We start from the raw sequence: 24,598 nt of genomic DNA on the forward strand, positions 1-24,598 counted from the left end.
TTTTATTGGTTTACTGGAACTTCTTCATCAATTTGCTTGGTTGGTTCACGCTCCATTTTTTCCAAAAGAGTTGAATCTAAAGGAATCTCAATGGTAGAATCAATTTCAACATCCTTGTCCAAATCCATTGCTTCATCCGGAGAATAAAAATGGCGGAACAACTTTAAATAGTCATTAAACTTTCTCGCTTCGTCTCTGCCATATTGTTCTTCATCATAAACCACAACTAGCTGCACCAAACCTCGGTAGCGTTCCATATCGCTTATTATATCTTCAGCAATGGCGCGCTGTTTGTTAAATTTCAAACTGTTATAATACGTTAGGTTTTCCTGATATTTCTTAGAAACGTCTTCGTAAACCTTTCTGGCCTTTTCAGGTTTGTCGAGTTCGTAATACCCAATAACAAAGGGCTCCAACAGCGAATAATATTCAAAATATTCTATTGGCATTTTTTCCATCGCAAGGTCGAGTACCTTCTCTGCTTTAACCATTTTGCCTTCATTTATAAGTGCTTCGGCAAGACGGGCTAGATTGCTTCTGTAGGTGATTCCGTTTCTGCGGGTTTCGGTATCGTGGTAAATATCTGGACTGCCGCTATTGCCCCAATCCCAAGACATAACGATATCATACATTTTGTCTGCGTCAATTCGGCCCATATCAAACGGACTTCTTTTGTTGAGTGGTGTTCTGATTGGAACTAATTTATAGACTACACCGTCCAACTGCAGATAATCCTTCATCCATAAATAATCATCATCGCCAAAACTTCCGCCGCTGAAATAAATAGGGCGCTCCCAATTGTTATTGGCAATAATATCCAGCATCATCATTCTATTTTTGTAGAGAATATCACCTTTCAGATTTATGTCTATATACGGCACAATCTTATCAGCATCTTCCGGAGCCACGATACCATTTTTTAATACCGTTTCTTTATCAACGGGAATACGGATCACTTTTGAAGGAAATGTATTCACTTGCTGCCCGCTTGGCAGCTCCATTTGGGTGGCTGGACTATCGTTTGCCACAAAATTCATCCACGTTTTAATATCGATGGTGTCTTGCGTGGTTTGTTGGTATATTAGAAAGTCGCGCGTTCCCCAACGGTATTTGTCATGCGTTAATTGTGAAGGAATAGGATCGCTGGTAAAGGCTTTCTTCTTCATATCGTCAATATACCAATCTGTTTGGAATAAGCTCGTATTTACAATACGTACATCCTGCCTGTAGCCTTCCACATTTTGTGCATACCAAAGTGCAAAAGTATCGTTATCGCCAATTGTAAAGAGAATTGCATTTTCATCGCAGGAATCCAAATACATTTTTCCCATTGATTGTGCGGTATAACGATTGCTTCGGTCGTGATCGTCCCAGTTTTGGGTGGCCAGCAATACTGGCGCCGCTAAAGCCGAAATGGTAATGACAATGGGGAGTGCGATTTTGGGTTTCAGATAATCTTTTACTAAATCGAACAGCGCATACACGCCATAACCTATCCACATGGCAAATACATAGAAACTACCCACCAGCGCATAATCCCGCTCGCGTGGTTCAAAGGGTCTCTCGTTCAGATAAATTTTCAGTGCTAAACCAGTAAATAGGAAAAACACCAATAAAACCCAAAAGCTTTTTTGATCGTTTTTAAAGTGAAATACCAAACCGATAACACCCAAAATTAGGGGAAGGAAAAAGTAGGTATTCCGGGCTCTGTTGTTTTTCATGTCGCTGGACAAACTATCTTGATTGCCCAAGCGCACTTCGTCTATAAACTTGATGCCGCTAAGCCAATTGCCGTGCAAATCTGTGTATTGGCCCTGCACATCGTCTTGTCTTCCAGTGAAATTCCACATAAAATAACGCCAATACATATAGCCAAACTGAAACTCAAACATGAATTTCATATTTTTAAAAAAGGACGGCTTTTGAATATCGAGATACTGTCCGAAATTTTTCAAAAACTTATCGTAATCACCTTTATCCACCAATCCTTGATTGTAGGCTTGTTTGAATTTATTCACTTCATCTACTAATCGGGGTTCGCTCAGATATTCGCTTTTTATCGAAAAATCTAATCCTCCGGTAAATTCCATATAATTGGCATTGTGTTCCGTACTCCACATTCTTGGCAGAAATGCCTTTTGAGAATCTTCGGTATTTTGGCTAGCATTTTTGAAGTTGTTTACAATAATGTATTTATTGGTGGCTTCATCTTTTTCGTATTTCGGCTTATCGTCTTTATACGGGTTGTCTTCATCTAGCCCAACATAGGTTTCGGTGAAAAGTGGCCCATAAAAAAGGTGTGTTTCTGGATATTGTTCGCGGTTGTAGTATGCCAAAAGCTCGCGTGCGTTATTTGGATTATTTTCGTTAATCACCGTTCCGGCATTTGCGCGTATTGGGAGCATTAACCAACTGGAAAAACCTATAAAAATAAAAAGGACACAAAGCAGGAGTGTGTTTAGCTGCACGAAGCCTTTGTTTCTGGTAATCCGCAGCCCATAAATAAATAATATAATAAACAGAATCGCCGCGAAAATAGTTCCCGAATTAAATGGAAGTCCGATGCTGTTTACAAAAAATAATTCTGAAGCACTGAAAAACTTCATGGTCACCGGCAGCAATAGTTTAAAGATGAAAAGAAGAATTGCAACGGTAACAATATTTGCAATGATGAAATTTTTAACCGAAATGGTTTTGTAGTGTTTAAAGAAATACAAAAACCCGATTGCTGGAATGGTTAGCAGTGCCATAAAGTGAACCCCAAAGGAGAGCCCAATTATAAATGCAATTAGAATTACCCAACGGTTGCCTCTTGGCTCAAGCATATCGCGTTCCCAGCGCAATGCGGTATAAAACAGAACCGACATTAAGAAAGCTGCACTTGCATATACTTCGGCTTCCACGGCGTTGTACCAAAAACTATCCGTAAACGCAAAGGCTAATGAACCTACAGCGGCACTGCCAATAATGGCCATTGCGCTTGTTCTATCAATTTCTTGATGTTTGGAAATTACATTTGTAAGTAAAATTGTCAGCGACCAGAACATAAAAAGTATGGTAAATGCACTGGCAAAAACAGACATTAAGTTAATGGTAAGGGCGATTTGTGAAGCTTCCGCAGCAAAAATGGAGAAAAAAGCACCTAGTAACTGATATAATGGCGCTCCCGGTGGATGGCCAACCTCTAAATTACTGGCGGTTGTAATATATTCGCCAGCATCCCAAAAACTGGCGGTAGGTTCCACGGTTAACCAATAGGTTATCAAGGCAATAGCAAAGACAAGCCAACCCGTAATTTTGTTCCATTTTGTAAAGTTGAAAGAACCCATAAGCACTTAAAAATTTTTATGGGACGAATTTACTAATAATATAGATAGCCCCAAGTATGTAAATGTGGTAACGTACAATATGATGTGATATTTTTACATAATTCCAGATTTGTAAAAAAGAACCGAAATATTTTTACAATAAAATATTTGCACAAGCCAAAGTTTGTATTAAATTTGCAACCGCATTACGGTATTGGCCCATGGTGTAACTGGCAACACGTCTGTTTTTGGTACAGAAGAGTCTAGGTTCGAGCCCTAGTGGGCCAACTTTTATAAACCCTAAGAAGCTGTAAAATAAGCTCTTAGGGTTTTTTTGTACCGCCCATTGTACCGCCCGTCTTTGGTTTTAAGGTAAATTTTTTTTAGATTTTTAGGAGTCCTCTAAAATTCCTACTAAAAAATCACATTTAGAGAGTTCATCCCAAAGACTATCATTAATATTTTCAAGCCTTTCTATTCTTGCCCTACTTTGCCGCAATTCCTTGTTAAGTTCGAAGTTGTCCATTGGTTTTTCATTGCAACCTAAAAAAAAAGCGATATAAATAAAAGTTTTTGCATTTTACAAATTTTAAGTATTGTTGTTTTGTTTTCTATAATGGGTTTCTGAAAGCAATTTCATTTCAAAATAAAGATTGTTTGGTTCCTGATTGTTCGTTAATGTGTTTAATAAATATTGAAGATGGGCGGCATTTTTTGCACCAGCAAGGCATCCTTCTATAAATACTATATTCATGATCCTTTTGAACTGGTCTGTACTTAAATTGGAAATATCTTTTTCAGTTATTATTTGAGAAAAATAATTTGTGTATTTCATTTATTGGATAAAATCCAAATTTACGGAATATTTCCATTTCTCCCTTATTAGATTTTGTTTAAAAAGTGAAAATATTTTTTATATTTCTTTATTCTTATAATTGAAGTTCGGAGAGATTCCAATAACTACATGGTATTATCGGTTGCCTGCGTAGTAATTCCGCGTTGCATTGTTGATTGCCCGCAGTTGCGCGCGGTGTTGCATTTTTGATTGCCACGAAGTTGCGCGGTGTTGCATTTTTGGTTGCCACGAAGTTGCGAGGTGTTGCATTGTTGATTGCCCGCAGTTGCGGGGGGTGTTGCATTTTTGGTTGCCAAGAAGTTGCGAGGTGTTGGATTGTTTATTGCCCGCAGTTGCGCACGCTATTCCATTATTGATTGCTCCGCATTACTTCCGTGTTGTATTTTCACTGTAGTTGTAGTTATTTAATTTAAATATCATTTAAGCCTACTAAATAAGAAAATATCAAAGATGTAAGAATTAAAACTATTCAATCACCGTTGTTGAGCATCATATTTTAATAACATAGAGATATCACTTCTTTATTATGGTTACTGGTTTTCCGAATAAAACCTTCGGATGGACACAGTGTGCTTGGTCGAATAATTAAGGAAAAAGGGATGGGAATACTGCTTTTTTAATATATTTGAGTTACGGCTTACTGCTTTATTCTCCCCTTTTAGTTAAAACACGCTGGCTCATTATGCCTTGCCGTGGTTTGATATGCTTAAAAATTTGAAATATAATTAATAAAAAATAATGGTGTCCATTTGCGGTATAAACGCAATATCCATGTTGTTTATAGACATGTTAGCCTTCATTAAAAAAACCGAGAAACTGAATGAACTTTACAGATAGAATAAAACCAACAGACAAAGGAATAACAACTTACCTTGACGAACTGAAAAACCAAGATTATCAAATTCCGACATTCCAAAGAGACGTAGTTTGGGAAAAAGAAAATGTAAAAAAACTGTGGGACAGTATTTATAAATTCTATCCATTAGGCAGTATTCTCGTTTGGAAAACTGATTTAAAGCTTCAAAATCACAGAGAAATTGGCGGACACAAAATAGTTAATGACAATTTCAACCGAACTGAATATCAGTATTTATTAGACGGACAACAAAGAACCACTTCCCTACTTACTTCACTTTATGGCGGAAAAATTGAAGGAAGAGAAGATTTTGACCCAGCACTTTTTGTAGATATTACAGTTGAAAGTTCAGACGATACAGATGATGAAAGCTACAAAAAACGATTTCTCTATTGGGATGAAATTGACGACAAAAACGGAACTTTTAAAAGAAACATTAGCAAGAAAAAAAAGTTCGATGAAGGACTGATTTTAAAGCTAATCGACATTAAAGAAAAGTACAACGACATTCAAAAAACGGTTATCAAACACCCAGAAATTGACCTAAATTTTGACCACCAATATATTGAGGAACTTGGTCGCATAAAACAAGTTCTTGATAATTACAGACTTTCATTTATAGAATTAAAAGGCATTCAAGTTTCAGAAGTTTGCCAAATATTTGAGCGAATAAATCAAGCAGGAAAACCGTTAGACATTTTCGATATTGTTGTAGCAAAAACATTTAGACCAAAATCGGCTTCGGACAGCGGATTTTATTTAAGAGATTTAATAGACGGATTTCGAGAAATTAACAACAGTAGATTTCTACAATTAAGTGACTTTGACTATCTGCAAATTCTATCAATTCTAATTAGAGAAAATATCGAAAATTCGGGAATTGTAAACATTACGCCTCGATACTTAAACGATATAAAAACTGAACAAATAGAAACAATTTGGGCAGATTCTAAAAAGGCAATTTTAAAGACATTCGACTTTTTCGAGAACACATTAAACCTAAAAGGTCCACAGTTAATACCATACAGATATTTCTATCTTACAATATCAAATTACTTCTATCAAAATAGCAATCCAGATTACGATTTTTTAAAGAAATACTTTTGGTTTAATAGTTTGCATAGAGACGACTTATTGAGCAATACAACAGATATTAAAAATCATATTACTTTTCTAAACAAAGAGAAAAATAAGGAAGAATATCAATTTGAACGCTTCTTAATTGACCGAGACACTTTGAGAAAAGCTTCATACAGTTCAAAAGGTGTTTCTTCAAGAGCAATCCTTGCACTCTTTGCGACTAACCAACCGAAAGATTGGAAATTTACAGATAGAAATGTAATTGCGGAAAACTTCTTTTTCTCAACTGACAAGCCAAATTTGCACCACATTTTTCCAACAGACTACATTGCGAAAAATCCAGGTTCTAATACTATTGACAATAATTCTCTAATGAATATTGCCTATTTGACCCAAATAACGAATTTAGAAATTAGCAATAAAAATCCTTTAGATTATATCTGCGACTATGACAAAAATCCTGACTTTCCAACAGCTATTAAATCACATTTAATTCCTGAACAAATATTGGAATGGTCAAGTTTACCCGAAATGCCTGAAAACGCTTTGGACTTATTTATAGAGCAAAGAATTGATTTGATAATCGAGCAGTTGAAATCAAAACTGAACGGAATTAAATTTGAAGTCATAGACACAAGAGAAAACGTAATGGCGGAAAATGAATAACGAAAGGCTAACAATGTATATAAAAAATAGGCGAGATAGTAGTAAATTCAAGGCTTTTGGCTCGTATCAAGCTTTGTGTTTAACCGAAAGTTTCGTGCTTCGAAACCGCCTACTTTTCATATACTAAACGTTAATGCAAGAAAAAAATCGAAATAGAAAATGACAATTAAGGAATCAATATTAAAAAGTTTAGAAGATTTAAAAGGACTTGTGAATTATATGGATATTTATAACCATATAATTGAAAATAATTATTACGATTTTGGAAAGGCAAAAACACCCGCTTCAACTGTTTCTGCATTAGTCGGAGATTTTATAAGAAATGGCGATAGTCGAGTTAAACGATTAAAACAGGAAAACGGAAGTTATTCATATTATCTGACTAAAAATGAACAAAATATTGATTTGGAAATTTTGGCTGGAATTTCTGAATCTACGCCTACAAAAATCAGACAGACTAAAACTTACGCTGAACGGGATTTACATAAACTTTTAAGCAGTTATTTAAAGAATACGCAGATTTACTCTAAAACAATATTCCACGAACAATCCAAAAACGGAAAGGATAGCAATCAAATTTGGTCACATCCAGATATGGTAGGTATTAAATTTCTCAATCTTCAAACCAAAGCAAGCCAAAACTTTTTAAAGTCTATTAATAGAGTTGACACTTTCAAATTGAGCTCATACGAAATCAAAAAAGAAATTAATAGTGACGCTGAATTAAAAAAGGCTTTTTTTCAAGCAGTTTCAAATTCAAGTTGGGCGAATTTTGGTTATTTAGTTGCATTTGAATTTAGCGACAGTCTTTCGGAAGAAATGGAAAGATTAAACCAATCTTTCGGAATCGGAATAATTGAATTAAACGCGAACCCATACAAAAGCAAAATACTTTATCCGCCAATTTACCGTGATTTGGACTTTAAGACAATCGATAAACTTTGTAAAATAAACTCGGAATTTGAAACTTTCATAGAACAAGTTGATAAGCTAATGACAGCTTCAGAAAGATACTTCAGATCAACCGAAAAAGAACTCGACGAATCTTGTGATACATATTTTGAGAGTGATACAGAAATAGAAAATTATTGCAAAGACAAGAAAATACCAATAGATGAATAATCATTACCAACAACAAAAAGCTGAGATAAAAAACAACCTTTTTCTTCATTGATTTCCATCACAATTACGCTACTTATAGATTTATTTTATCGCCAGCACCGAAACGAATTTCTCATCATTTCGCTTTGCACGCGGTCAGTTGCAATTCGTCATGCCCCGCATTGTATCCCGAATCTTTGAATAGAAATACCTTCGTTTATAGTGACAGACTAATCATTTCGCGTTGCACGCGTCCTGTTGCAAGTCTTCATGCCCCGCAACGTTTGCCGAGATGGGGCACATAAAGAGTTAGATCTCGATTTTTGAAATCATTAAGTCGATTCAAAGGGTCTAAAAGTTCAGTTTGATTATAGGCCCAATGAATATATTCTTTAAATTCATTTTCAAACAAACCATTTGTATCCTTTATTTTCTGTTCAAAAGCTTTAAGATAAGACCGGATGTCGTTAGCTATTTTATGGTTTTGAGCATCAGAAACTAACTTTTCCCATTTTTCTTTCTCAATGGCATTTTCTATGGCTATTTCTTCTTCAATTTTTCGTTGAGCTTCTCTTTTTTCTTCTTCTATTCTTTGTCTTTCTCGCAATTCGGCCCATCTAATACTCTCTTTCTCAATCTGGCTATAAATTGCGGGTAAACACTCTTCGAGCGTTTTATTGTCTTTGTCAATCCAGCCCTTTCGAGCATAACTGCCAATTTGAAATTCAAGTTTGTTACTTTTTTCATAAGTTTCGTGAGAATATCCACGTTTACCCATAGTTCGTTTTCTAAAATACTTTTGTCTCAAATTAATTTCTGTCAGTTGGCCATACATTTCTATATGGCAATTATCATATTCAAATTGGATACTGTGATTATTCGCTTCAAGCAGCAGGATTAAATCATTCATAAATTTTAAAGCTCTTTTCCTAAGTTTTGGTTCTACTGAAATCGGCAAAAATTGACTGTTATATTTCTTCTGTTCTTCCCAACTAATGTCTTTCTTCTTGTCAATTTTTTCTAACTCGATTTTGGTTGCCTGAACGAGTGGATGGTATTTTAACGGCATAACATTTATTTTTTTCGGATTAATCTATTGGTAATTAGAAAGTCATAAAGGATTAGACACTTCTATTACAATAAAAATAATACTTCTTGTCTGAAAGATTTTTTATAATGTCTGATATTACTATTTTTAACATCTCCCCTTTTAACAATAAAAATTATGTATCCATATTTCCCACAGAAAAAATAAAAAATAGATGAGTGAAATTAATAATTGCCCAAATTGTCAAGCTCCAATTAAAAGTGGAATATTATCTAGTAATGCACTTTACTCGAAAATGCAAACAGCAATTATAAATGAATATAAGGAACCCAAATCTGATGGCTATTGTTCAAAATGCGGAAAGGAGCTTTACGAAAAATACTCAAACCAAATTCTTTTTGAGAGAAGAAATATAATAAATGAGTTAGAAAGGTTAATTATCTTAATTCCTGTAATTTCGATTCACACACCACTAAATTGGGATTACGAAATTATAGGAATGGTTACTGGACAATCAACAACGGGAACTGGTGTAATTACGGAATTTACGTCTTCTTTTACAGATTTTTTTGGTGCGCAATCGGGCAGACACAATCGAAAGCTGAAAGAAGGTGAAGATATGTGTTTTATACAATTAAGAAAACAAGCATTGGATTTGGGTGCAAATGCAGTGATTGCCACTGATATAGATTATTCAGAGGTTGGAGCCGGGAAAGGTATGTTAATGGTATGCATGTCTGGAACAGCTGTAAAATTAAATAATATCGATGTTATTGGAAAAGGTAAAGGTCAATTGCTCCAGAAATTGACAGAGGCTAACGATCGATTTAAATTTTTATCAGGCTATCAGACCATTCACGATTAATAAAATTTCACGATAACCATATAAACTTTTTTAAGTTAAAATAATTGTGAACAGAATCGTTCGCTAATAACAAAAACTCAATAACCAATATTAAAATATATAAATGTCCGAAGATCATAAAAAACAACTGGAACAACAACTCTGGAACATAGCAAATACCTTACGAGGCAAAATGAATGCGGATGAGTTCCGTGATTATATATTAGGATTTATTTTCTATAAATATTTGGCCGAAAAAATGGAGATTTACGCCAATTCCATTCTTAAACCCGATGGTATTAAGTTTACCGATATAGACGAAAATACCAAGAATGGTAAAGAATACATAGCTGCCATTCGCGAAGAAGCTTTGGAAAAACTGGGCTACTTTTTAAAACCTTCTGAACTTTTTAGCGCGGTGGCTAAACGTGGCAATCATAATGAAGTTGTTGCATTGGACCAAGCTGCGGAGGATGTCCATTCCTATAATACGAAGCACAACTTTATACTTGAAGATTTACAGAAAATCCTAAACAACGTACAGAACAGTACGATGGGCACCGAGAGCGAGGAAGATTTTGACAACCTCTTTGAAGATATGGATCTCAATTCTACCAAATTGGGGAAAACTCCGGAAGCAAGAAACGAGATTATCGCCAAGGTACTCGCGCATTTGGATAAAATTGATTTTAAATTAGAGCAGACCGAACTTGATGTTTTAGGGGATGCTTACGAATATCTCATTGGAAAATTTGCCAGCGGCGCGGGGAAAAAAGCGGGGGAATTTTATACGCCACAAGAGGTAAGTATTGTATTGGCAAAATTGGTAACAACCGGAAAAACCAAATTAAAATCTGTTTACGATCCTACCTGTGGGAGTGGTTCTTTGCTTTTGCGGGTTGCGAAGGAAGTTGAAGAAGTAAATAACTTTTATGGTCAAGAACTAAACCGGACCACTTACAACTTGGCACGGATGAATATGATCCTGCACGGCGTACATTACCGCAAGTTTGATATTAAACAAGAAGACACCTTGGAGCATCCACAACATTTGGAACACCGCTTTGAGGCCATTGTAGCCAATCCGCCATTTTCTGCGAATTGGAGTGCCAACCAGCTTTTTATGAGCGATGATAGGTTTAGCCAATATGGGAAGTTGGCTCCGGGCAGTAAAGCAGATTTCGCTTTTGTACAACACATGGTTCATCATCTGGCCGAAAACGGACAAATGGCGGTAGTTTTGCCCCACGGCGCATTGTTTAGAGGTGGTGCCGAAGCGCATATACGCGAGTATTTAATAAAAGAAAAAAATTATTTGGATGCCGTTATTGGCTTGCCCGCCAACATATTTTACGGTACTAGTATTCCTACTTGTATTTTGGTTTTTAAAAAATGTAGAGAAAACCCTGACGATATACTGTTTATTGAAGCTAGTGAGCATTTTGAAAAAGTAACAACCCAAAATATGCTCCGTGATGCTGATATTGAAAAAATTGTAAACACCTATCGAAATCGCGCTATTGAAAATAAATACAGCTACGTATCGTCTTTAGATGAAATAGCCGAAAACGACTACAATTTAAATATTGCGCGCTATGTAGATACTTTTGAAGAAGAGGAAGTCGTGAACATTACATCCATCGCAAAGGAAATACAAGCCGTGTATATCGATTTAAAAGACACCGATACGCGAATAGCTTCGTTTTGTAAAGAACTAAATATTGAAACCCCTTTTTAAGATGCAGAAAACAAAACGGCTAGTGCCTCAATTACGGTTTCCAGTTTTTCAAGATGAGTGGGAAAATTCAGAATTTAGAAATATTGCTAAAAGAAGAAAAGATAGATTTAATCCTAAAGATTCTAATGAAAACCAACCTTGCATTGAATTGGAGTGTTTATCCCAAGAAACGGGTTTTTTGCTTGGCACTCTAAATTCGAAAGATCAAAAGAGCATTAAAAATGTTTTCGTGAAGAATGACATACTGTTCGGTAAACTGAGACCCTATTTGAAGAAATTTTATAAAGCCGATTTTGATGGAGTATGCTCTTCCGAAATTTGGGTTTTAAATGGGGTTAAATTAGAAAATGAATTTTTGTATTACCTTATTCAAACAGACAAGTTTAATTATGAAGTGAATCAAACTTCGGGCTCAAAAATGCCAAGAGCAGATTGGAATTATATTTCAGAAATTAAATTTAGTTTTCCCTCCATTAGAGAACAACAAAAAATTGCAGAGTTCCTAACCGCCATAGAAACTCGAATCCAAAGCTTGACAAAAAAGAAAAGTCTTTTGGAAGAATATAAAAGAGGGGTATTGCAACAAATATTGAGGCAGGAGATTAGATTTAAACATGATAATGGCGTTGCTTTTCCTAAATGGGAAAAACGTAAATTTTCAGATGTTTTATTTGAACATAAATTAAAAAGTACAGGGAATGAAGAAGTACACTCTGTTTCCGTGCATAAAGGTGTAATAAATCAAATAGAGCATTTAGGAAGGAGTTTTTCTGCTAAAAACACGGATCATTATAGTAGAGCTTTACCAAACGACATTATTTATACTAAAAGCCCCACAGGAGATTTTCCATTAGGAATTATTAAACAAAATCATATAAAAGAAGATGTTATAATTTCGCCACTATATGGAGTATTTACACCTGAAACGAAAGAATTAGGATATATTTTACACGTGTATTTTGAGTCTCCAATTAATACATCTAACTATTTAAGTTCAATAATTCAGAAAGGAGCAAAAAACACAATCAATATAACTAACACTACATTTTTATCTAAAAAAATGCTATTGCCAGTTTCAAAAGAAGAACAAGCCAAAATTGCTAATTTCTTATCTGCTATTGATAAAAAGATAGAGTTGGTAGACAAACAGATAGAAAAAACGAAAACCTATAAAAAGGGGCTGTTACAGCAGATGTTTGTGTAGATTAAAAGTTAAAATATATTCAACAAATGGTAAAAAGTAGTAAAATGTGGTTAAAGTATGGTGATTTTCCCCATATAGCATGTATATTTGCACCAACAGTACACACCACGCTACCCGTAAGAACAGCGTCCCAGGGTGTGTCTTTTGCTTTTTATACCTTTCCTTTTTTGCTAATTTTAATATTTTCTTTCTATGTTTAGCAAAAAGGCATTCACAATCGAGGAGCAAATTGCTCAACTTCAAGAACGTGGTTTAGAAATTCCAAATTCCATACTTGCTGCAAAGTATTTATCTAATATTAGCTACTATCGTTTAGGGGAATATTGGTACGTTATGCAATCTGATAAGGTTGCGCATAAATTTAAACCGAACAGCAAATTTAAGGACGTAATAGCACTATACAATTTTGATGCAGAATTGCGTATGTTACTCTTTGACGTTATTGAAAAAATAGAGATTAGTTTGCGCAGCAAATTGATTTATCACTTATCCCATGAAATTGATCCTTGGTGGTTTCAAAACTTTGAATTATTTAATGACAGTCTCGCCTTAGTAAAAACATTGGCAAACCTACAAGAAGAACTTGAGCGATCTAAGGATATTACAATTAAAAACCATTTTAAAATTCATAAAGATGATAAACGATTTCCTCCTTCCTGGAAATCCTTAGAGCAAACAAGCTTTGGAGCATTGTCTAAATTATATGGAAATTTAAAGCCCACCGTAAAATCTAAGGATGCAATTGCAGCAGAGATGGGCGCCGTAAATCACACATACTTGCCCAGTTGGTTACAGTCTATTGCCCAAATCCGAAATTGTTGTGCACATCATTCTCGATTGTGGAATAGAAATTTACCTGGTACAGTTAAATTATTATCGAAACCTCCTAACCCGTGGATTAATGATCCTGAAAATGTGCCTAAACAACATGAATTTATACATCTTTATGTACATATGTGTTTAATGAAGTATTTAATAAACGTAATTCAGCCTAATAATAATTTCACAAAGCGTTTAAATGATTTATTTATAAAGTACCCAAATGTTGATCCTAATGCCTTGGGAATGAAACCTGATTGGATGCAAGAACCACTTTGGCAACAATAAAAAATGAGTACCCAACCAGAACAAATATTAGAAAATCAATTAGTAGCGCAGCTATCAACTATTGGGTATGCCAAAGTTAAGATTGCGGACGAAGCTGCATTATTGGCGAATTTAAAAACCCAATTAGAAAAGCATAACAATATTACTTTTTCTGCTAAAGAGTTTGAACGTGTACTTAATATTCTAAGTAAAGGTTCTGTATTCGAGAAAGCCAAAACATTAAGAGAGAAACAACATATTGTTAGAGATAATGGTGATAATCTTTATTTTGAATTTATAAACACCGAGCACTGGTGCCAAAATGAATACCAAGTAACGCAACAGGTTACTATGGAGGGCAGCTACAAAAACCGTTATGATGTAACTTTATTGATAAACGGTTTGCCTTTGGTTCAAATAGAATTAAAGCGGCGCGGCTTGGAAATGAAGGAAGCTTTTAACCAAATAAACCGTTATCAACGGCATTCGTTTGGGGCAAAGTCTGCTTTGTTTCAGTACGTGCAAATCTTCGTTATTAGCAACGGTGTAAATACCAAATATTACGCAAACAATAGAAATCAATCCTTTAAACAGACTTTTTATTGGACAGATAAAGAAAACAAACGTTTAACCAATATTCTCAATGGGTTTACCAGTGAATTTTTAGAGCCCTGCCATATTTCTAAAATGATCTGTAAGTACATCGTGATGAACGAAGCGCACAAAATATTGATGGTGCTCCGGCCTTATCAATTTTATGCCGTGGAGAGCATTATTGATAGAGTGCAAAACAGTTCGCGCAACGGCTATATTTGGCATACTACCGGATCAGGGAAAACATTGACTTCATTTAAGGCCAGCCAGATTATTATGCAATTGCCACAAGTGAAAAAAGTGGTATTTGTGGTAGATAGAAAAGATCTGGATTACCAAACCACTAAGGAGTTCAATAGTTTCTCAAAAGGAAGTGTAGATGGAACAGATAATACCAAAGCCTTGGTAAAACAATTCAGTGATGATACGCGACTAATTGTAACCACCATTCAGAAACTAAATACCGCCATCAGCAAAAAGAAGTATTTGGCGAAGATGGAAAAATTAAAAGAAGAGCGCATTGTTTTTATTTTTGATGAATGCCATCGCAGCCAGTTTGGCGAAACCCATAACCGTATAAAAGCATTTTTCAACAATTACCAGATGTTTGGTTTTACTGGCACCCCAATTTTTGCGGATAATGCTGTAAAAAATGAATTAGGAAAACGCACTACCAAAGAATTGTTTGGCGACTGCTTGCACAAATACGTAATTACTGATGCCATCAAAGATGAAAACGTTTTAAAATTTTCGGTGGAGTATGTGGGCAAATACAGAAAAAAGGAAAGCGCCACCGAAATAGACATAGAGGTAGAAGACATTGACCGCAAAGAGTTGATGGAATCCCCAAAGCGATTGGAAAAGATTGTTGATTACATTATAGCGAACCACGATCGTAAAACCCATAACAGGGAGTTTACAGGAATGTTTTGCGTAAGCAGCATAGATATGTTGGTTGATTACTATGATATTTTCCAGCGTAAAAAAGAGGAAGGTCAGCACAATCTTAAAATTGCAACCATCTTTAGCTATGTGGCCAATGAAGATGATGCAGATGCCAATGGTTATATTCCAGATGAAATGGCAACGGCCGCTGAACCAGGTGCAATTTATGATCTAAATCCACACAAAAGGGATAAGCTTGAAAGCTATATTGGCCATTACAACCAAATGTTCGGTTCCAATTTTACAACTAAGGACAGTCAATCATTTTACAATTATTACAACGACATTTCAAAGAAAGTAAAGGAACGTAAAATTGATATTCTGTTAGTCGTCAATATGTTCCTAACAGGTTTTGACAGCCCAACATTGAGCACTTTATATGTTGATAAAAACCTAAAGTATCACGGCTTAATACAAGCTTATTCGCGTACCAATAGGATCATCAACGAACAGAAATCGCAGGGAAACATAGTAGTTTTCCGAAACCTCAAACAAGTTACCGATCAGGCCATCACGCTCTTTAGCAACAAAGAAGCTATTGAAGTGATTATTATGGAGCCGTATGAGGATTATGCCGAAAAGTTCAATGAAGCTTATACAGCACTGCTTGAAATCACTCCAACGGTGAACAGCGTTAATGACCTGGTTAGTGAAGAGGACGAGTTGGAATTTATCAAGGCATTTAGAGAGTTGATGCGTTTAAAAAATACCATGACCACTTTCGCTAATTTTGATTGGGAGGACTTGGACATGGAAGAACAGTTGTTCAATGATTTCCGAAGCAAGTATTTGGATTTATGGCAGAAGGTAAAACAGGATCACAGCAAAGAAAAAGTCTCCATCCTTGAAGATGTAGATTTTGAATTGGAGTTGATCCACCGCGATGACATCAACGTTACCTATATCCTGAAATTATTAGCAGATATGAAAGGTGCCAATAAAGCCGAACAAGAAGCCAAGAAAAAAGAAGTTGTGGACTTGCTGGCCGGGGAAGCCCATTTACGCAGCAAACGCGAATTAATTGAAAGGTTTATTCAGGAGAATTTACCTGTTATAGAGGATTCTGACAACATTCCGCAGGAATTTGATAAATTCTGGACCGAAGAACAACAAAAAGCGTTTGAAGCATTTGTTAAGGAAGAAAATCTCTCATCCGAAAAAACCCAAAAACTTATTGAAGATTATCTCTATGCTGAACGCGAACCGTTGCGGGATGAGCTTTTGGATTTAATTGAAGGAGAAAAGCCATCTGTTTTAAAACGTAAATCGATAGGAGACCGAATACTTAATAAAGTGGTTCTTTTTGTGGAGACTTTTATTAATGGGATGGATGGGCGTGGTTAGTGATACTTTATTGAATTAATATTTTTCTTATATTTGATATTCTCCCCAGAAATAAGCCGCTCTTTTGTTCTTTCTGATTAATACTTAAAGTTAACTGATTTAGTGAAAAGCAAACTTAAGCCGTGTATATCACATTGCTTTTCCCTGTTTAATTCTTTAGTATTTTCCATTTTATTAAGTTATTTAATTTTTCAAAATTTTTGTTTATTTAGTCGCAACGTGGCATACACGCATCACGTTGCCAGTAATTTAAAAAACAATCCCGAATGTTTGGAATAAAAGAAAAAATAAATGATGATTCGCTCTATATGTTAAATGATATGGTAGAGAATCAAGTTATAAATTCTAAAAAAGAACTCTCGGAATTATCACCAGATAATGAAGAAAGAATAGAATTTCTAACTACACAAATTAAAAACTACGAAACAGAGCTTGAAAGATTTAAAGCAAGTATAGAAAAGCAACTTAAAGAGAGATTTCAATTTTCAATAGAAGAACTTTATGCAATGTACGGACAGTATGAAAATAAGTACATCTCAATTGAATTTCATAAGTTTTCAGAATCTGCTTCAAAATTTGGTAGAAATATTGCTGGTGTTATCATATATCAAAAAAAAGAAAGAGAAGAATTAGAAAAAGCTTTATCCGAAGAAACCGTTCCAAGAACAAACGCAATGGTAAAGTTGGATTGTAGTAAAAACGAGAAATTATCTGACGAGCAAAAAGCGCAATTGTTAAAAAATGGATTTAAAAGTGGCGATGTTTATGAAGTTTTAGCGTCCAATATGCCTCTTGTAAAATCTTATAATCAAGCTGGTAAAAAAGAGATTCCAAATACAATGGACATCAAATTTGACTCAAGAGATATGGATATAAATCACACCTATCTGTATTTGTTTAGTCAAAGAATTAAAAACGGAGGAAAATTGATTGCAGAAGAATGGGCAAAATTCTGTGGTATAGGTATTAATTTTGAGCCATCATCAGCAGATTCAGAAATAATGAAAATAGTTGCGTTTGATGAGGAAGGCAACTTAAAACCTTTGGTTAGATTCTATGAATTAGAAGCAAAATTCTATTCAAAAAATATTTCAAAAGAAGAAATTGCAGAGTTTAACACGTTTCTAAAGCAAAGAAGGGAAATTAGAACCGAACAAATAAGAAAAGAAATAAAACGCTCGACTAATAAGACTTTAGAGAAATTCCAAGAAGAATATCCTGAAATTTATAGCGAAATCCAAAAATCAATCATCCAATTCGATACAGAAACCTTGTATTATCACGATACTGTAAAACCTATTTATTGGAATTATGAGAGTTATTTGCATATTTATTTACGCCATTGTGATGAGTTAGAAATTGAGGGACATTTTGAAGATAAAACTAAATTTCAATACAATCAAAAAGATATTAGGCGTATTCTAAAAATAGCAATTGAAAATTTAAAAGATAAGATTAACGAAAGACTAACTTTGGGTAAGGAATTTAGAATATGGGATGATAAAGCATTATATTTTAATGGAAATCATTACTCAATTCATATTTTAAAAGACGGTAGAGTCGCGTCATTTCATCCAATGGAAAATCCAAAGGAATAAAAACTACTGGAAACAAAGAACTGTGGTAATCGGAAATAAAACAATTGATATCTGGGAAGACGATCAATTATAAATTTATTATCAATAATTATCTCCTATAACTTTTGCCTTTAAATTCTACAATATTAAACATCTCGAATAGTCTATCATATACTCGACCCCCATACTTTTCATAGAACTGTTTAATTCCCATTTTCACATCATCAGGAGAATCTGGGTCAAAATTACAAGTCATAAGGGTTAAATTTTTTTTCTCGTAACGAAGTTCAAGAATATCTTTGAATATGAATTTTACACCATAATTATTGGCTTTCTCCTCAGTAAGAATATCATCAAAAAAACGATTGGCTTCACTGAAATCTTTCATAAACTTAGCTTTGTCTGCTGGCTTTTCCGCAGCTTCATATTTCTGATTCACTTCCATGACGTGATGGTGTATTGAATATAAAACATTTGTTTTTTTTAACACTTGAAGTAGTGTTTTGAGTATGGTTGATTTACCTGTTCCGAAATCGCCTATTATCAGTAAGCCTTTGTTAAGGGAAGGTTGTGATAGTTTACTTACGATTGGGGATGTAAAAAAATCTTTGTTTTTTGTAAAATAATTTATTAGAGTATTTACCCGTAAAAGGGATTCTTCATTCAAAACAAAATCCTTTTGATGCTCATGTTCAAACTCGATTAAAAATAATTGTAATAATGTTTCTTGATTCATAATTATCGTTTTATATCTAACATTGATTTTTTTGTTTGCGATTTTTCATTTCGCGCCCACTTTGCCAGTCTTTTATCTGTTTCCCAAAAGCTTTCATTTTGAAATCGAAATTTCCCGGTTACTTTATTTTTTTCAGTCCAATAATTATAAAAATCATTTAAAATTTTAGTTGAATAATTTGAGTGTAAAAAAACCTCTTCTTTAAATTCTTCAATACTTCTTTTTAATTCTTCATCATTATTAGTTGTTGCTGTTTGGTTGTTATTTGCTTGCTGGGTATTTGATAATTGTTTGTCATTCTGAATGTCAAGAAAAAAAGGGGCTGTGATTTGAATTTTAGTGAATTTGTTATGTGGAGTTGTGATTACATCTTTGGTATCTATCAACTTTTTTAAGGCCGTTCTTACCTTGCTAACTGAAAGCCCAGTTTCAATTGATAGTTTTTCAAATGAAGTGATTAATTGATTTGGAAGTATATCTTGTCCTCGCCATTGCTTACGTTTAAAATTTGCTTTTAAAAGTAAGTGCAACATTAATTTACAAGTATTGATATCATCATACCATTGCCACTCTAACAATGTTCTTGGTAGCTTTACAAAGCCTTTGTTGATAGCTTTCATCTTACCTACGAGAATTAAGTAGGACTTCTTCAATATCGGATTTTTTAAACCGGATTCTATTACTGATTTTGTACGGTTTCAAAATTTGCCTCTTGTACGACCAATCATGGATAGTAACTAAAGAAACTCCTAAAAACGCCGCGGCCTCCTTTCTGGTTAGCCATTCTATTTGTTTTGGAGCTTCTTTTTGTTGATAATACTTTTTAAAAGCATTATCAACAATAGTTCTAATGGACCCCTCTAATATTTCAGGTGTAATGTTGTGAAGTTGTGTGATGTCTTTTTTCATTCTTTATGGCTTTTAATTCGACACCACAAAGCTCAAAATAAAGTTAGGAAAAATTGTTTCAGAAAGTTTCAGAAACTTTCAATATGCGGATAATTTGTCAATTTTGAATAGTTAGTTACTTGAATAATTGTAATTTACATTTTTCAAAAATATTTCTTTCAACGCTGTTGCCCATATTCAATTCCTTCTCTATTCTTGTTAAAACTACTCCAAAATCACGTTTGATAAATTTTATAAATTCTATATCAGATCCGTGAAATGAAGCTACAAGTTTCTCAAATCTGAATATTTCATAATAGACCGAAAATTTCCTTTTGGTCGGACTCGGATCAGTTTTGATACAGTTTATAAACAACTGATATGAAACTTCATCCAAAAAAATTGGAGGTAAAGTAGGGGACATATAATTGTCAAAAGAGTTAGCTCTTTCACATTCCAAAATAATATCATCAAGAAATTTTATGCTTCTTAAAGTTGATACAACTTCAATCCAATCTGAGAAATTCTTTAATTGGGCATAGTCAAAGGAATCATTATGTTTTAATCCAGAAAAAGCAAAAGAAAGAACATCTTTATTTATACTCTCATCTCGAGGCAAATAGGAGCCTTCGTCAAACCAAAACTCGTGAAAATAATCTTTTAGTTTATCCATTTCAAAACAATGAAAAGGAAAAAATGAAGTATTATTTTTTTTCAGTTTTTTAATGGCTTTCTTTTTAAGTTTTAAGGCAGCATTTAAAGCATCTTTTTTATTTAGTGCAAAAGTGGTGTTCTCTTTAAACTTATATTTAAACCATTGTTCAGCTTGACCCAATTTCTCGCCAGTTTCATAATGTTTTATTTCCTTTAGAAATTCATTGAATAAATATTCGAGGTATTTCTTGTTTGATGAAAAACTGTCATCTTCAATTATATCAAATAAGGACTTATGGCCGGTATCTAATTTTTGATCATCATAAAGTTCATATATTTCGCTAATTGAAAGTTCACTATCAAAATTAAAGATCTCGTTTTCAACTAAAAATTGTAATTGCTGATCCAATGATAACTTAAAGAGAATTTCGAATGGGAATGTCTTCATTTCTAATTAAAAAAAGGATGTTTAGCCAACTTTTCTATTTGTTCCATTGGCGTAATTTTTATATAACTGTAAAAGGTTTTTTCATTTGTGTGACCGCTTATGGCCATAATATCAAAGACTGGCATATTTGCTAAATAGGCATTAGTGCAAAAGCTTCTCCGTGCTGTATGGTTGGTTATTAGATCGTATTTTTTGTATGTCTTGGAATCTTTCTTACCGCCTAATGTTTTTTCTATTGTAACCTTTTCTTTGATCTTGGCTTTTTTGCCAATTTTTTTTAAAGCTACATTAATATGTTGTTCTGGCATTTTTTTGGGAAGTTCGCCGTTTCTTTTCTTTAAAATCTTTTTTACAACAGGGTGAATAGGAATACCGACCACTTTACCAGTTTTTTGAGTTTTTATTTCAAAAAATGTGGTGCCGTGTTTAGTAACTATATTTTTTTTTGAAAGTTTGTTGAAATCTGAAACTCTTAGTCCTGTATATGCTCCAATTAAAAAAAGATCTCTCGCATTATCTCGTTTTGGCTTTTCAGAATAATCCGATTTTTCAATACTCTTTAATTCCTTTTCTGATAAATAGATAGCATATACTAATTCAGAGGGTTTATGGAAACTACGTTTTTTAAAATCCAAATTATTATGGAGACCTCTTTCAAGTGCGTTATTCATTATCGCCTTTATTAGTTTTATCTGATTTCCGATATAGTTATTCGAGAAGTTTTTCCCCTGTAAATATTCTAAATAATTTTTATGAAATTCAAGTGTGATTCCATCAAAGTCTAAGATTTCCGTTTCTTCAAAATATTCTTTTAAGTTTTTTAGGGAAGTACGATATGGCCTTACTGTATTTTTTGATAAGGGTTTATTTGTGGATGGGAGAGGATTTACTTCATAGTAGTCTATAAACCACTCATAGAACTCCAGGAAGGTTTTGTTATTTACGGATTTTTGTCTTTCCTCTTTTTCTAAAAAAATATCAATTTCTTTTTTAATTTTTTTATTATTCAGGTCCTGAGGCTTTTCTTCATATTCAAGAAGAAGTTTGCTGCAAAAACTAAATAGTTCAGATAATTTGGAATTGATATAATGACTGCGTGGTTCCTGTTGATTATTTTTGATTAGGTGTTTTGAGTCCCAATTTTTTTCGAGATTTACTTCATGTCCAGTTGCGTATCGTAACTGCTTTTTACGTCCGTAATTGACCTTAAGATAAATCTTATTACTTTTGTTATATGTTGGTCGAAGAAAGAATGAAATTGATGCCATAATTATAAAATTGTACCGCCCATTGTACCGCCCAAATTCTTATTCAAGCTTATTTAACTTAATTGAACTTTTTATTTGATGACTGCAAAGTACTATGAATACTTAATAAAAACAATAGGTTGAAGTAATTTATGTGAAGATGGATTAAAAAATACCTTGCCCTAGTGGGCCAACAAAAATTGAATCCCGATCTTGAAAAAGGTTGGGATTTTTCTTTTCACTAAATTTTTGTAGGGCGAGAAGTTTATCCTGAGCGCAGCCGAAGGGACCCCTAGTGGGCCAACTTTAAAAGCCCTTAACTATAATTAGTTAAGGGCTTTGTCTTTTTAATTTGAATTAAAGGTTTATTCCGAGATAAAGGGTCTTGATTATTCTTTAATAATTTTTAAAGTTTCTGAAAAACCTTCTGAAGTTTTCAAATTCACAAAATAAATCCCCGGGCTACCTTGAAGGTTTACTTCGAAGGTATCGGTGTTTACAAATCGTTCATTAGTAATTACTTGCCCGAGGATGTTTGTGATGGTTGTATTTATTTCTGAATAATTTTTTCCTAAATCAATAGTAAAATTTCCTGAAGTTGGATTGGGATATAAAACTGTTTTTGAAAGTCGATTATCCTCTAGGCCCAAAACAATGTTTACTACTTTTAAAGTAACGTTATCTGAGTTGCAAACAACATCATACGTATAAGTGCCATTTCCAAAGGTTGCTGTAACTTGTGCAGGGAGTTCACATTCATTTCTATTTGGAAACGTCATAATCACAAATTCATCATTTAACTGTGCATTATAACCTAGAATAATATCCAGTGTTCCAAATAACCTCGCTTTATTAGTAATGGCAAATACATCGTGCTCCGTTCCTGCTGCGGTACCATTAATTTCTAACTGATAAATACAATCTGGGGTGGCTTCAAAATCTAATAAATTGTTATAAGTTAGTGTTCCCACACCGTTATTTCCTGGTGCTATAGTTTGCCCAATTTCTGTGTTATATTTTGTGCCAATAGATCCTGCTCCTGTAACAATACCATCGCCTTCAAAGTTGTCATCAAAATCCATATTTCCTATTTCAATACTCAAAATTCCCGGACTGTTATTAGTTAACGTCCTTATGGTAGCAGTGCCTGTTCCAGTTGTTTTTTGGATAAGACCTGTGTTTATAAAGGGTCCGCCAGTAATATTAACACCATCTACAACTGTAATAACACCGAGTTCACGATTTTCGAATATTGAACCTTGTCCGATAGAAAGATTGTTTGCTGCTGCATCGAATAAAATAATACCCTCATTTTTAAATACCGCACCGCCTGCAAGTTGTGTTTGTTGGCTGCCCGTTCCTGTGAAATTTATTAGTCCATTATTCACTAAAACAGTACCTGCTGCTGCTTGTGCAGAGAGAGCACCTCCACGCCATACTACTCCTGCTGGTCCAGAGAAATCAAGAAAATTTTCGCCATTGTTAAAGACTCTCAAACCAGCACCATCAACTATAAACGGACCATCTAATTGTCCTGCAAGGGTTCCGATTATAAAATATCTATTTAAGCCATTTAATTCTAAAAATCCATTTGAATTTACATTGTATATGCCATCTGTTAAAGTTCCACTGTAAGATAAAATCATAGAACCACTATCTATATTTATGGTGCCGTCATTATTTTCAAACGTACTACTAATTGTAAATGATCCAGTGCCTGATGTTTTTTGAATCAATCCCTCATTAATTAAAAGCCCACCAAAAGGCGCGCTGGCAAAGCTGGCATCACCCACGGTCATTACTCCACTTGAAGTAATTGTTAAGAATTGGCTGGCGCTTCCACTATAATCTAAGTCTAATACTCCAGATGCAACATTCATCTGATTGTTTATCAAAATATTGCCTGCCAGATGTTTTGGGTCAGCTCCAAAAATATTTAGTTGACCATCAATAGTAGCAGAAAAATTATAACTGCTAAAATATCCTCCCTCAAAATTAATAATAGAGCCTGCTGCATAAGTTGCTCCACCAAAAGTTCTAAATTCTGAACCGGTCACAATATTAAGCACTGCATTGGCTTCTAAGGTAAGCCCATTCGCTACAGTTCCAACAGTTACATTAACCTCAAAACCAGATGGAATTAATACATCATTTGAATTTTGTGGTACGCCACCAGGAGACCAGTTGGCTGCATCTTCCCAAAGATTGTTACCAGTACTATTGTTAAAAGTTTTTAATTGGGCATTTGCCGAGAGTTGAAAGATTGCACATAAAATAAGTGCCGAAAAAATTGTTTTGAACGATTTCATAATATTTGGTTTTAAATTAATTATGAATCGAAAGTACCGTGCTCTAGTATTTTAGGTGTTCGGATTACT

General features: G+C 34.2%; 18 protein-coding genes and 1 tRNA gene. 9 read left to right on the top strand and 10 right to left on the bottom strand.

What is annotated here, in order from left to right; genetic code table 11:
* Positions 1–2: 2 nt before the first annotated feature.
* Positions 3–3,329, bottom strand: coding sequence for a glycosyltransferase family 117 protein (locus ESV24_RS00320; RefSeq protein ID WP_111813313.1), 3,327 nt, complete (start codon positions 3,327–3,329; stop codon positions 3–5).
* Between the two features lie 194 nt (positions 3,330–3,523).
* Between ESV24_RS00320 and ESV24_RS00325 the strand changes: the two genes are divergently transcribed.
* Positions 3,524–3,596 (top strand) — tRNA-Gln (locus ESV24_RS00325).
* A 301-nt stretch (positions 3,597–3,897) separates the two neighbouring features.
* Here ESV24_RS00325 and ESV24_RS00330 read toward each other — a convergent pair.
* Both ESV24_RS00330 and ESV24_RS00335 read right to left on the bottom strand, forming a co-directional pair.
* On the bottom strand, positions 3,898–4,062 hold the full coding sequence (locus ESV24_RS00330) for a hypothetical protein (RefSeq protein WP_160110573.1): 165 nt from the start codon (positions 4,060–4,062) through the stop codon (positions 3,898–3,900).
* Positions 4,063–4,268: 206 nt separating this feature from the next.
* Positions 4,269–4,460, bottom strand: coding sequence for a hypothetical protein (locus ESV24_RS00335; RefSeq protein WP_111813317.1), 192 nt, complete (start codon positions 4,458–4,460; stop codon positions 4,269–4,271).
* 524 nt (positions 4,461–4,984) lie between these two features.
* Between ESV24_RS00335 and ESV24_RS00340 the strand changes: the two genes are divergently transcribed.
* Positions 4,985–6,766: a GmrSD restriction endonuclease domain-containing protein gene (locus tag ESV24_RS00340; RefSeq protein ID WP_111813319.1), complete on the top strand. Its 1,782-nt coding sequence runs from the start codon at positions 4,985–4,987 to the stop codon at positions 6,764–6,766.
* Between the two features lie 159 nt (positions 6,767–6,925).
* The gene (locus ESV24_RS00345; RefSeq protein WP_111813321.1) at positions 6,926–7,888 is read left to right on the top strand and encodes a hypothetical protein; all 963 of its coding nucleotides are present in this window, start codon (positions 6,926–6,928) and stop codon (positions 7,886–7,888) included.
* Positions 7,889–8,135: 247 nt separating this feature from the next.
* Here the strand turns inward: ESV24_RS00345 and ESV24_RS00350 are convergent, their stop codons facing one another.
* Complete coding sequence (locus ESV24_RS00350) at positions 8,136–8,936, bottom strand: hypothetical protein (protein ID WP_111813323.1); 801 nt, start codon at positions 8,934–8,936, stop codon at positions 8,136–8,138.
* Positions 8,937–9,129: 193 nt separating this feature from the next.
* Between ESV24_RS00350 and ESV24_RS00355 the strand changes: the two genes are divergently transcribed.
* From ESV24_RS00355 to ESV24_RS00380, 6 genes are all read left to right on the top strand, one after another.
* Positions 9,130–9,780: a YbjQ family protein gene (locus ESV24_RS00355; protein ID WP_111813325.1), complete on the top strand. Its 651-nt coding sequence runs from the start codon at positions 9,130–9,132 to the stop codon at positions 9,778–9,780.
* Between the two features lie 103 nt (positions 9,781–9,883).
* A complete protein-coding gene (locus ESV24_RS00360) occupies positions 9,884–11,497 on the top strand; it encodes a type I restriction-modification system subunit M (RefSeq protein WP_111813326.1) in 1,614 nt (537 codons plus the stop codon).
* A gap of 1 nt (position 11,498) precedes the next feature.
* The gene (locus tag ESV24_RS15415) at positions 11,499–12,701 is read left to right on the top strand and encodes a restriction endonuclease subunit S (RefSeq protein ID WP_200829501.1); all 1,203 of its coding nucleotides are present in this window, start codon (positions 11,499–11,501) and stop codon (positions 12,699–12,701) included.
* 192 nt (positions 12,702–12,893) lie between these two features.
* On the top strand, positions 12,894–13,808 hold the full coding sequence (locus tag ESV24_RS00370; protein ID WP_111813327.1) for an Abi family protein: 915 nt from the start codon (positions 12,894–12,896) through the stop codon (positions 13,806–13,808).
* A gap of 3 nt (positions 13,809–13,811) precedes the next feature.
* Positions 13,812–16,670: a type I restriction endonuclease subunit R gene (locus ESV24_RS00375; RefSeq protein ID WP_111813329.1), complete on the top strand. Its 2,859-nt coding sequence runs from the start codon at positions 13,812–13,814 to the stop codon at positions 16,668–16,670.
* Positions 16,671–16,936: 266 nt separating this feature from the next.
* Positions 16,937–18,268 carry a hypothetical protein gene (locus tag ESV24_RS00380; protein ID WP_111813331.1) on the top strand — a complete coding sequence of 444 codons (1,332 nt, stop codon included), beginning with the start codon at positions 16,937–16,939 and terminating at the stop codon, positions 18,266–18,268.
* 88 nt (positions 18,269–18,356) lie between these two features.
* On the opposite strand, the gene ESV24_RS00385 is transcribed toward ESV24_RS00380, so the two are convergent.
* From ESV24_RS00385 to ESV24_RS00410, 6 genes are all read right to left on the bottom strand, one after another.
* The gene (locus tag ESV24_RS00385; protein WP_111813333.1) at positions 18,357–18,983 is read right to left on the bottom strand and encodes a DUF6079 family protein; all 627 of its coding nucleotides are present in this window, start codon (positions 18,981–18,983) and stop codon (positions 18,357–18,359) included.
* 2 nt (positions 18,984–18,985) lie between these two features.
* Positions 18,986–19,603, bottom strand: coding sequence for a hypothetical protein (locus tag ESV24_RS00390; protein WP_111813335.1), 618 nt, complete (start codon positions 19,601–19,603; stop codon positions 18,986–18,988).
* A 1-nt stretch (position 19,604) separates the two neighbouring features.
* The gene (locus ESV24_RS00395; RefSeq protein ID WP_111813337.1) at positions 19,605–19,892 is read right to left on the bottom strand and encodes a helix-turn-helix domain-containing protein; all 288 of its coding nucleotides are present in this window, start codon (positions 19,890–19,892) and stop codon (positions 19,605–19,607) included.
* Between the two features lie 115 nt (positions 19,893–20,007).
* Positions 20,008–20,973 (bottom strand): hypothetical protein, encoded by a 966-nt coding sequence (locus tag ESV24_RS00400; RefSeq protein WP_111813339.1) that lies wholly within the window; start codon positions 20,971–20,973, stop codon positions 20,008–20,010.
* A gap of 2 nt (positions 20,974–20,975) precedes the next feature.
* Complete coding sequence (locus tag ESV24_RS00405) at positions 20,976–22,241, bottom strand: site-specific integrase (protein ID WP_111813341.1); 1,266 nt, start codon at positions 22,239–22,241, stop codon at positions 20,976–20,978.
* Between the two features lie 368 nt (positions 22,242–22,609).
* Positions 22,610–24,529 carry a T9SS type A sorting domain-containing protein gene (locus ESV24_RS00410; protein WP_111813343.1) on the bottom strand — a complete coding sequence of 640 codons (1,920 nt, stop codon included), beginning with the start codon at positions 24,527–24,529 and terminating at the stop codon, positions 22,610–22,612.
* Between the last annotated feature and the right edge of the window lie 69 nt (positions 24,530–24,598).

This window comes from Aequorivita lipolytica (assembly GCF_007997135.1).
GTDB lineage: Bacteria > Bacteroidota > Bacteroidia > Flavobacteriales > Flavobacteriaceae > Aequorivita > Aequorivita lipolytica.

Coding starts and splice junctions, on each gene's coding strand:
- ESV24_RS00320 (WP_111813313.1), bottom strand. CDS start 3,329: ATGGGTTCTTTCAACTTTACAAAATGGAACAAAATTACGGGTTGGCTT.
- ESV24_RS00330 (WP_160110573.1), bottom strand. CDS start 4,062: ATGAATATAGTATTTATAGAAGGATGCCTTGCTGGTGCAAAAAATGCC.
- ESV24_RS00340 (WP_111813319.1), top strand. CDS start 4,985: ATGAACTTTACAGATAGAATAAAACCAACAGACAAAGGAATAACAACT.
- ESV24_RS00345 (WP_111813321.1), top strand. CDS start 6,926: ATGACAATTAAGGAATCAATATTAAAAAGTTTAGAAGATTTAAAAGGA.
- ESV24_RS00350 (WP_111813323.1), bottom strand. CDS start 8,936: ATGCCGTTAAAATACCATCCACTCGTTCAGGCAACCAAAATCGAGTTA.
- ESV24_RS00355 (WP_111813325.1), top strand. CDS start 9,130: ATGAGTGAAATTAATAATTGCCCAAATTGTCAAGCTCCAATTAAAAGT.
- ESV24_RS00360 (WP_111813326.1), top strand. CDS start 9,884: ATGTCCGAAGATCATAAAAAACAACTGGAACAACAACTCTGGAACATA.
- ESV24_RS15415 (WP_200829501.1), top strand. CDS start 11,499: ATGCAGAAAACAAAACGGCTAGTGCCTCAATTACGGTTTCCAGTTTTT.
- ESV24_RS00370 (WP_111813327.1), top strand. CDS start 12,894: ATGTTTAGCAAAAAGGCATTCACAATCGAGGAGCAAATTGCTCAACTT.
- ESV24_RS00375 (WP_111813329.1), top strand. CDS start 13,812: ATGAGTACCCAACCAGAACAAATATTAGAAAATCAATTAGTAGCGCAG.
- ESV24_RS00380 (WP_111813331.1), top strand. CDS start 16,937: ATGTTTGGAATAAAAGAAAAAATAAATGATGATTCGCTCTATATGTTA.
- ESV24_RS00385 (WP_111813333.1), bottom strand. CDS start 18,983: ATGAATCAAGAAACATTATTACAATTATTTTTAATCGAGTTTGAACAT.
- ESV24_RS00390 (WP_111813335.1), bottom strand. CDS start 19,603: ATGAAAGCTATCAACAAAGGCTTTGTAAAGCTACCAAGAACATTGTTA.
- ESV24_RS00395 (WP_111813337.1), bottom strand. CDS start 19,892: ATGAAAAAAGACATCACACAACTTCACAACATTACACCTGAAATATTA.
- ESV24_RS00400 (WP_111813339.1), bottom strand. CDS start 20,973: ATGAAGACATTCCCATTCGAAATTCTCTTTAAGTTATCATTGGATCAG.
- ESV24_RS00405 (WP_111813341.1), bottom strand. CDS start 22,241: ATGGCATCAATTTCATTCTTTCTTCGACCAACATATAACAAAAGTAAT.
- ESV24_RS00410 (WP_111813343.1), bottom strand. CDS start 24,529: ATGAAATCGTTCAAAACAATTTTTTCGGCACTTATTTTATGTGCAATC.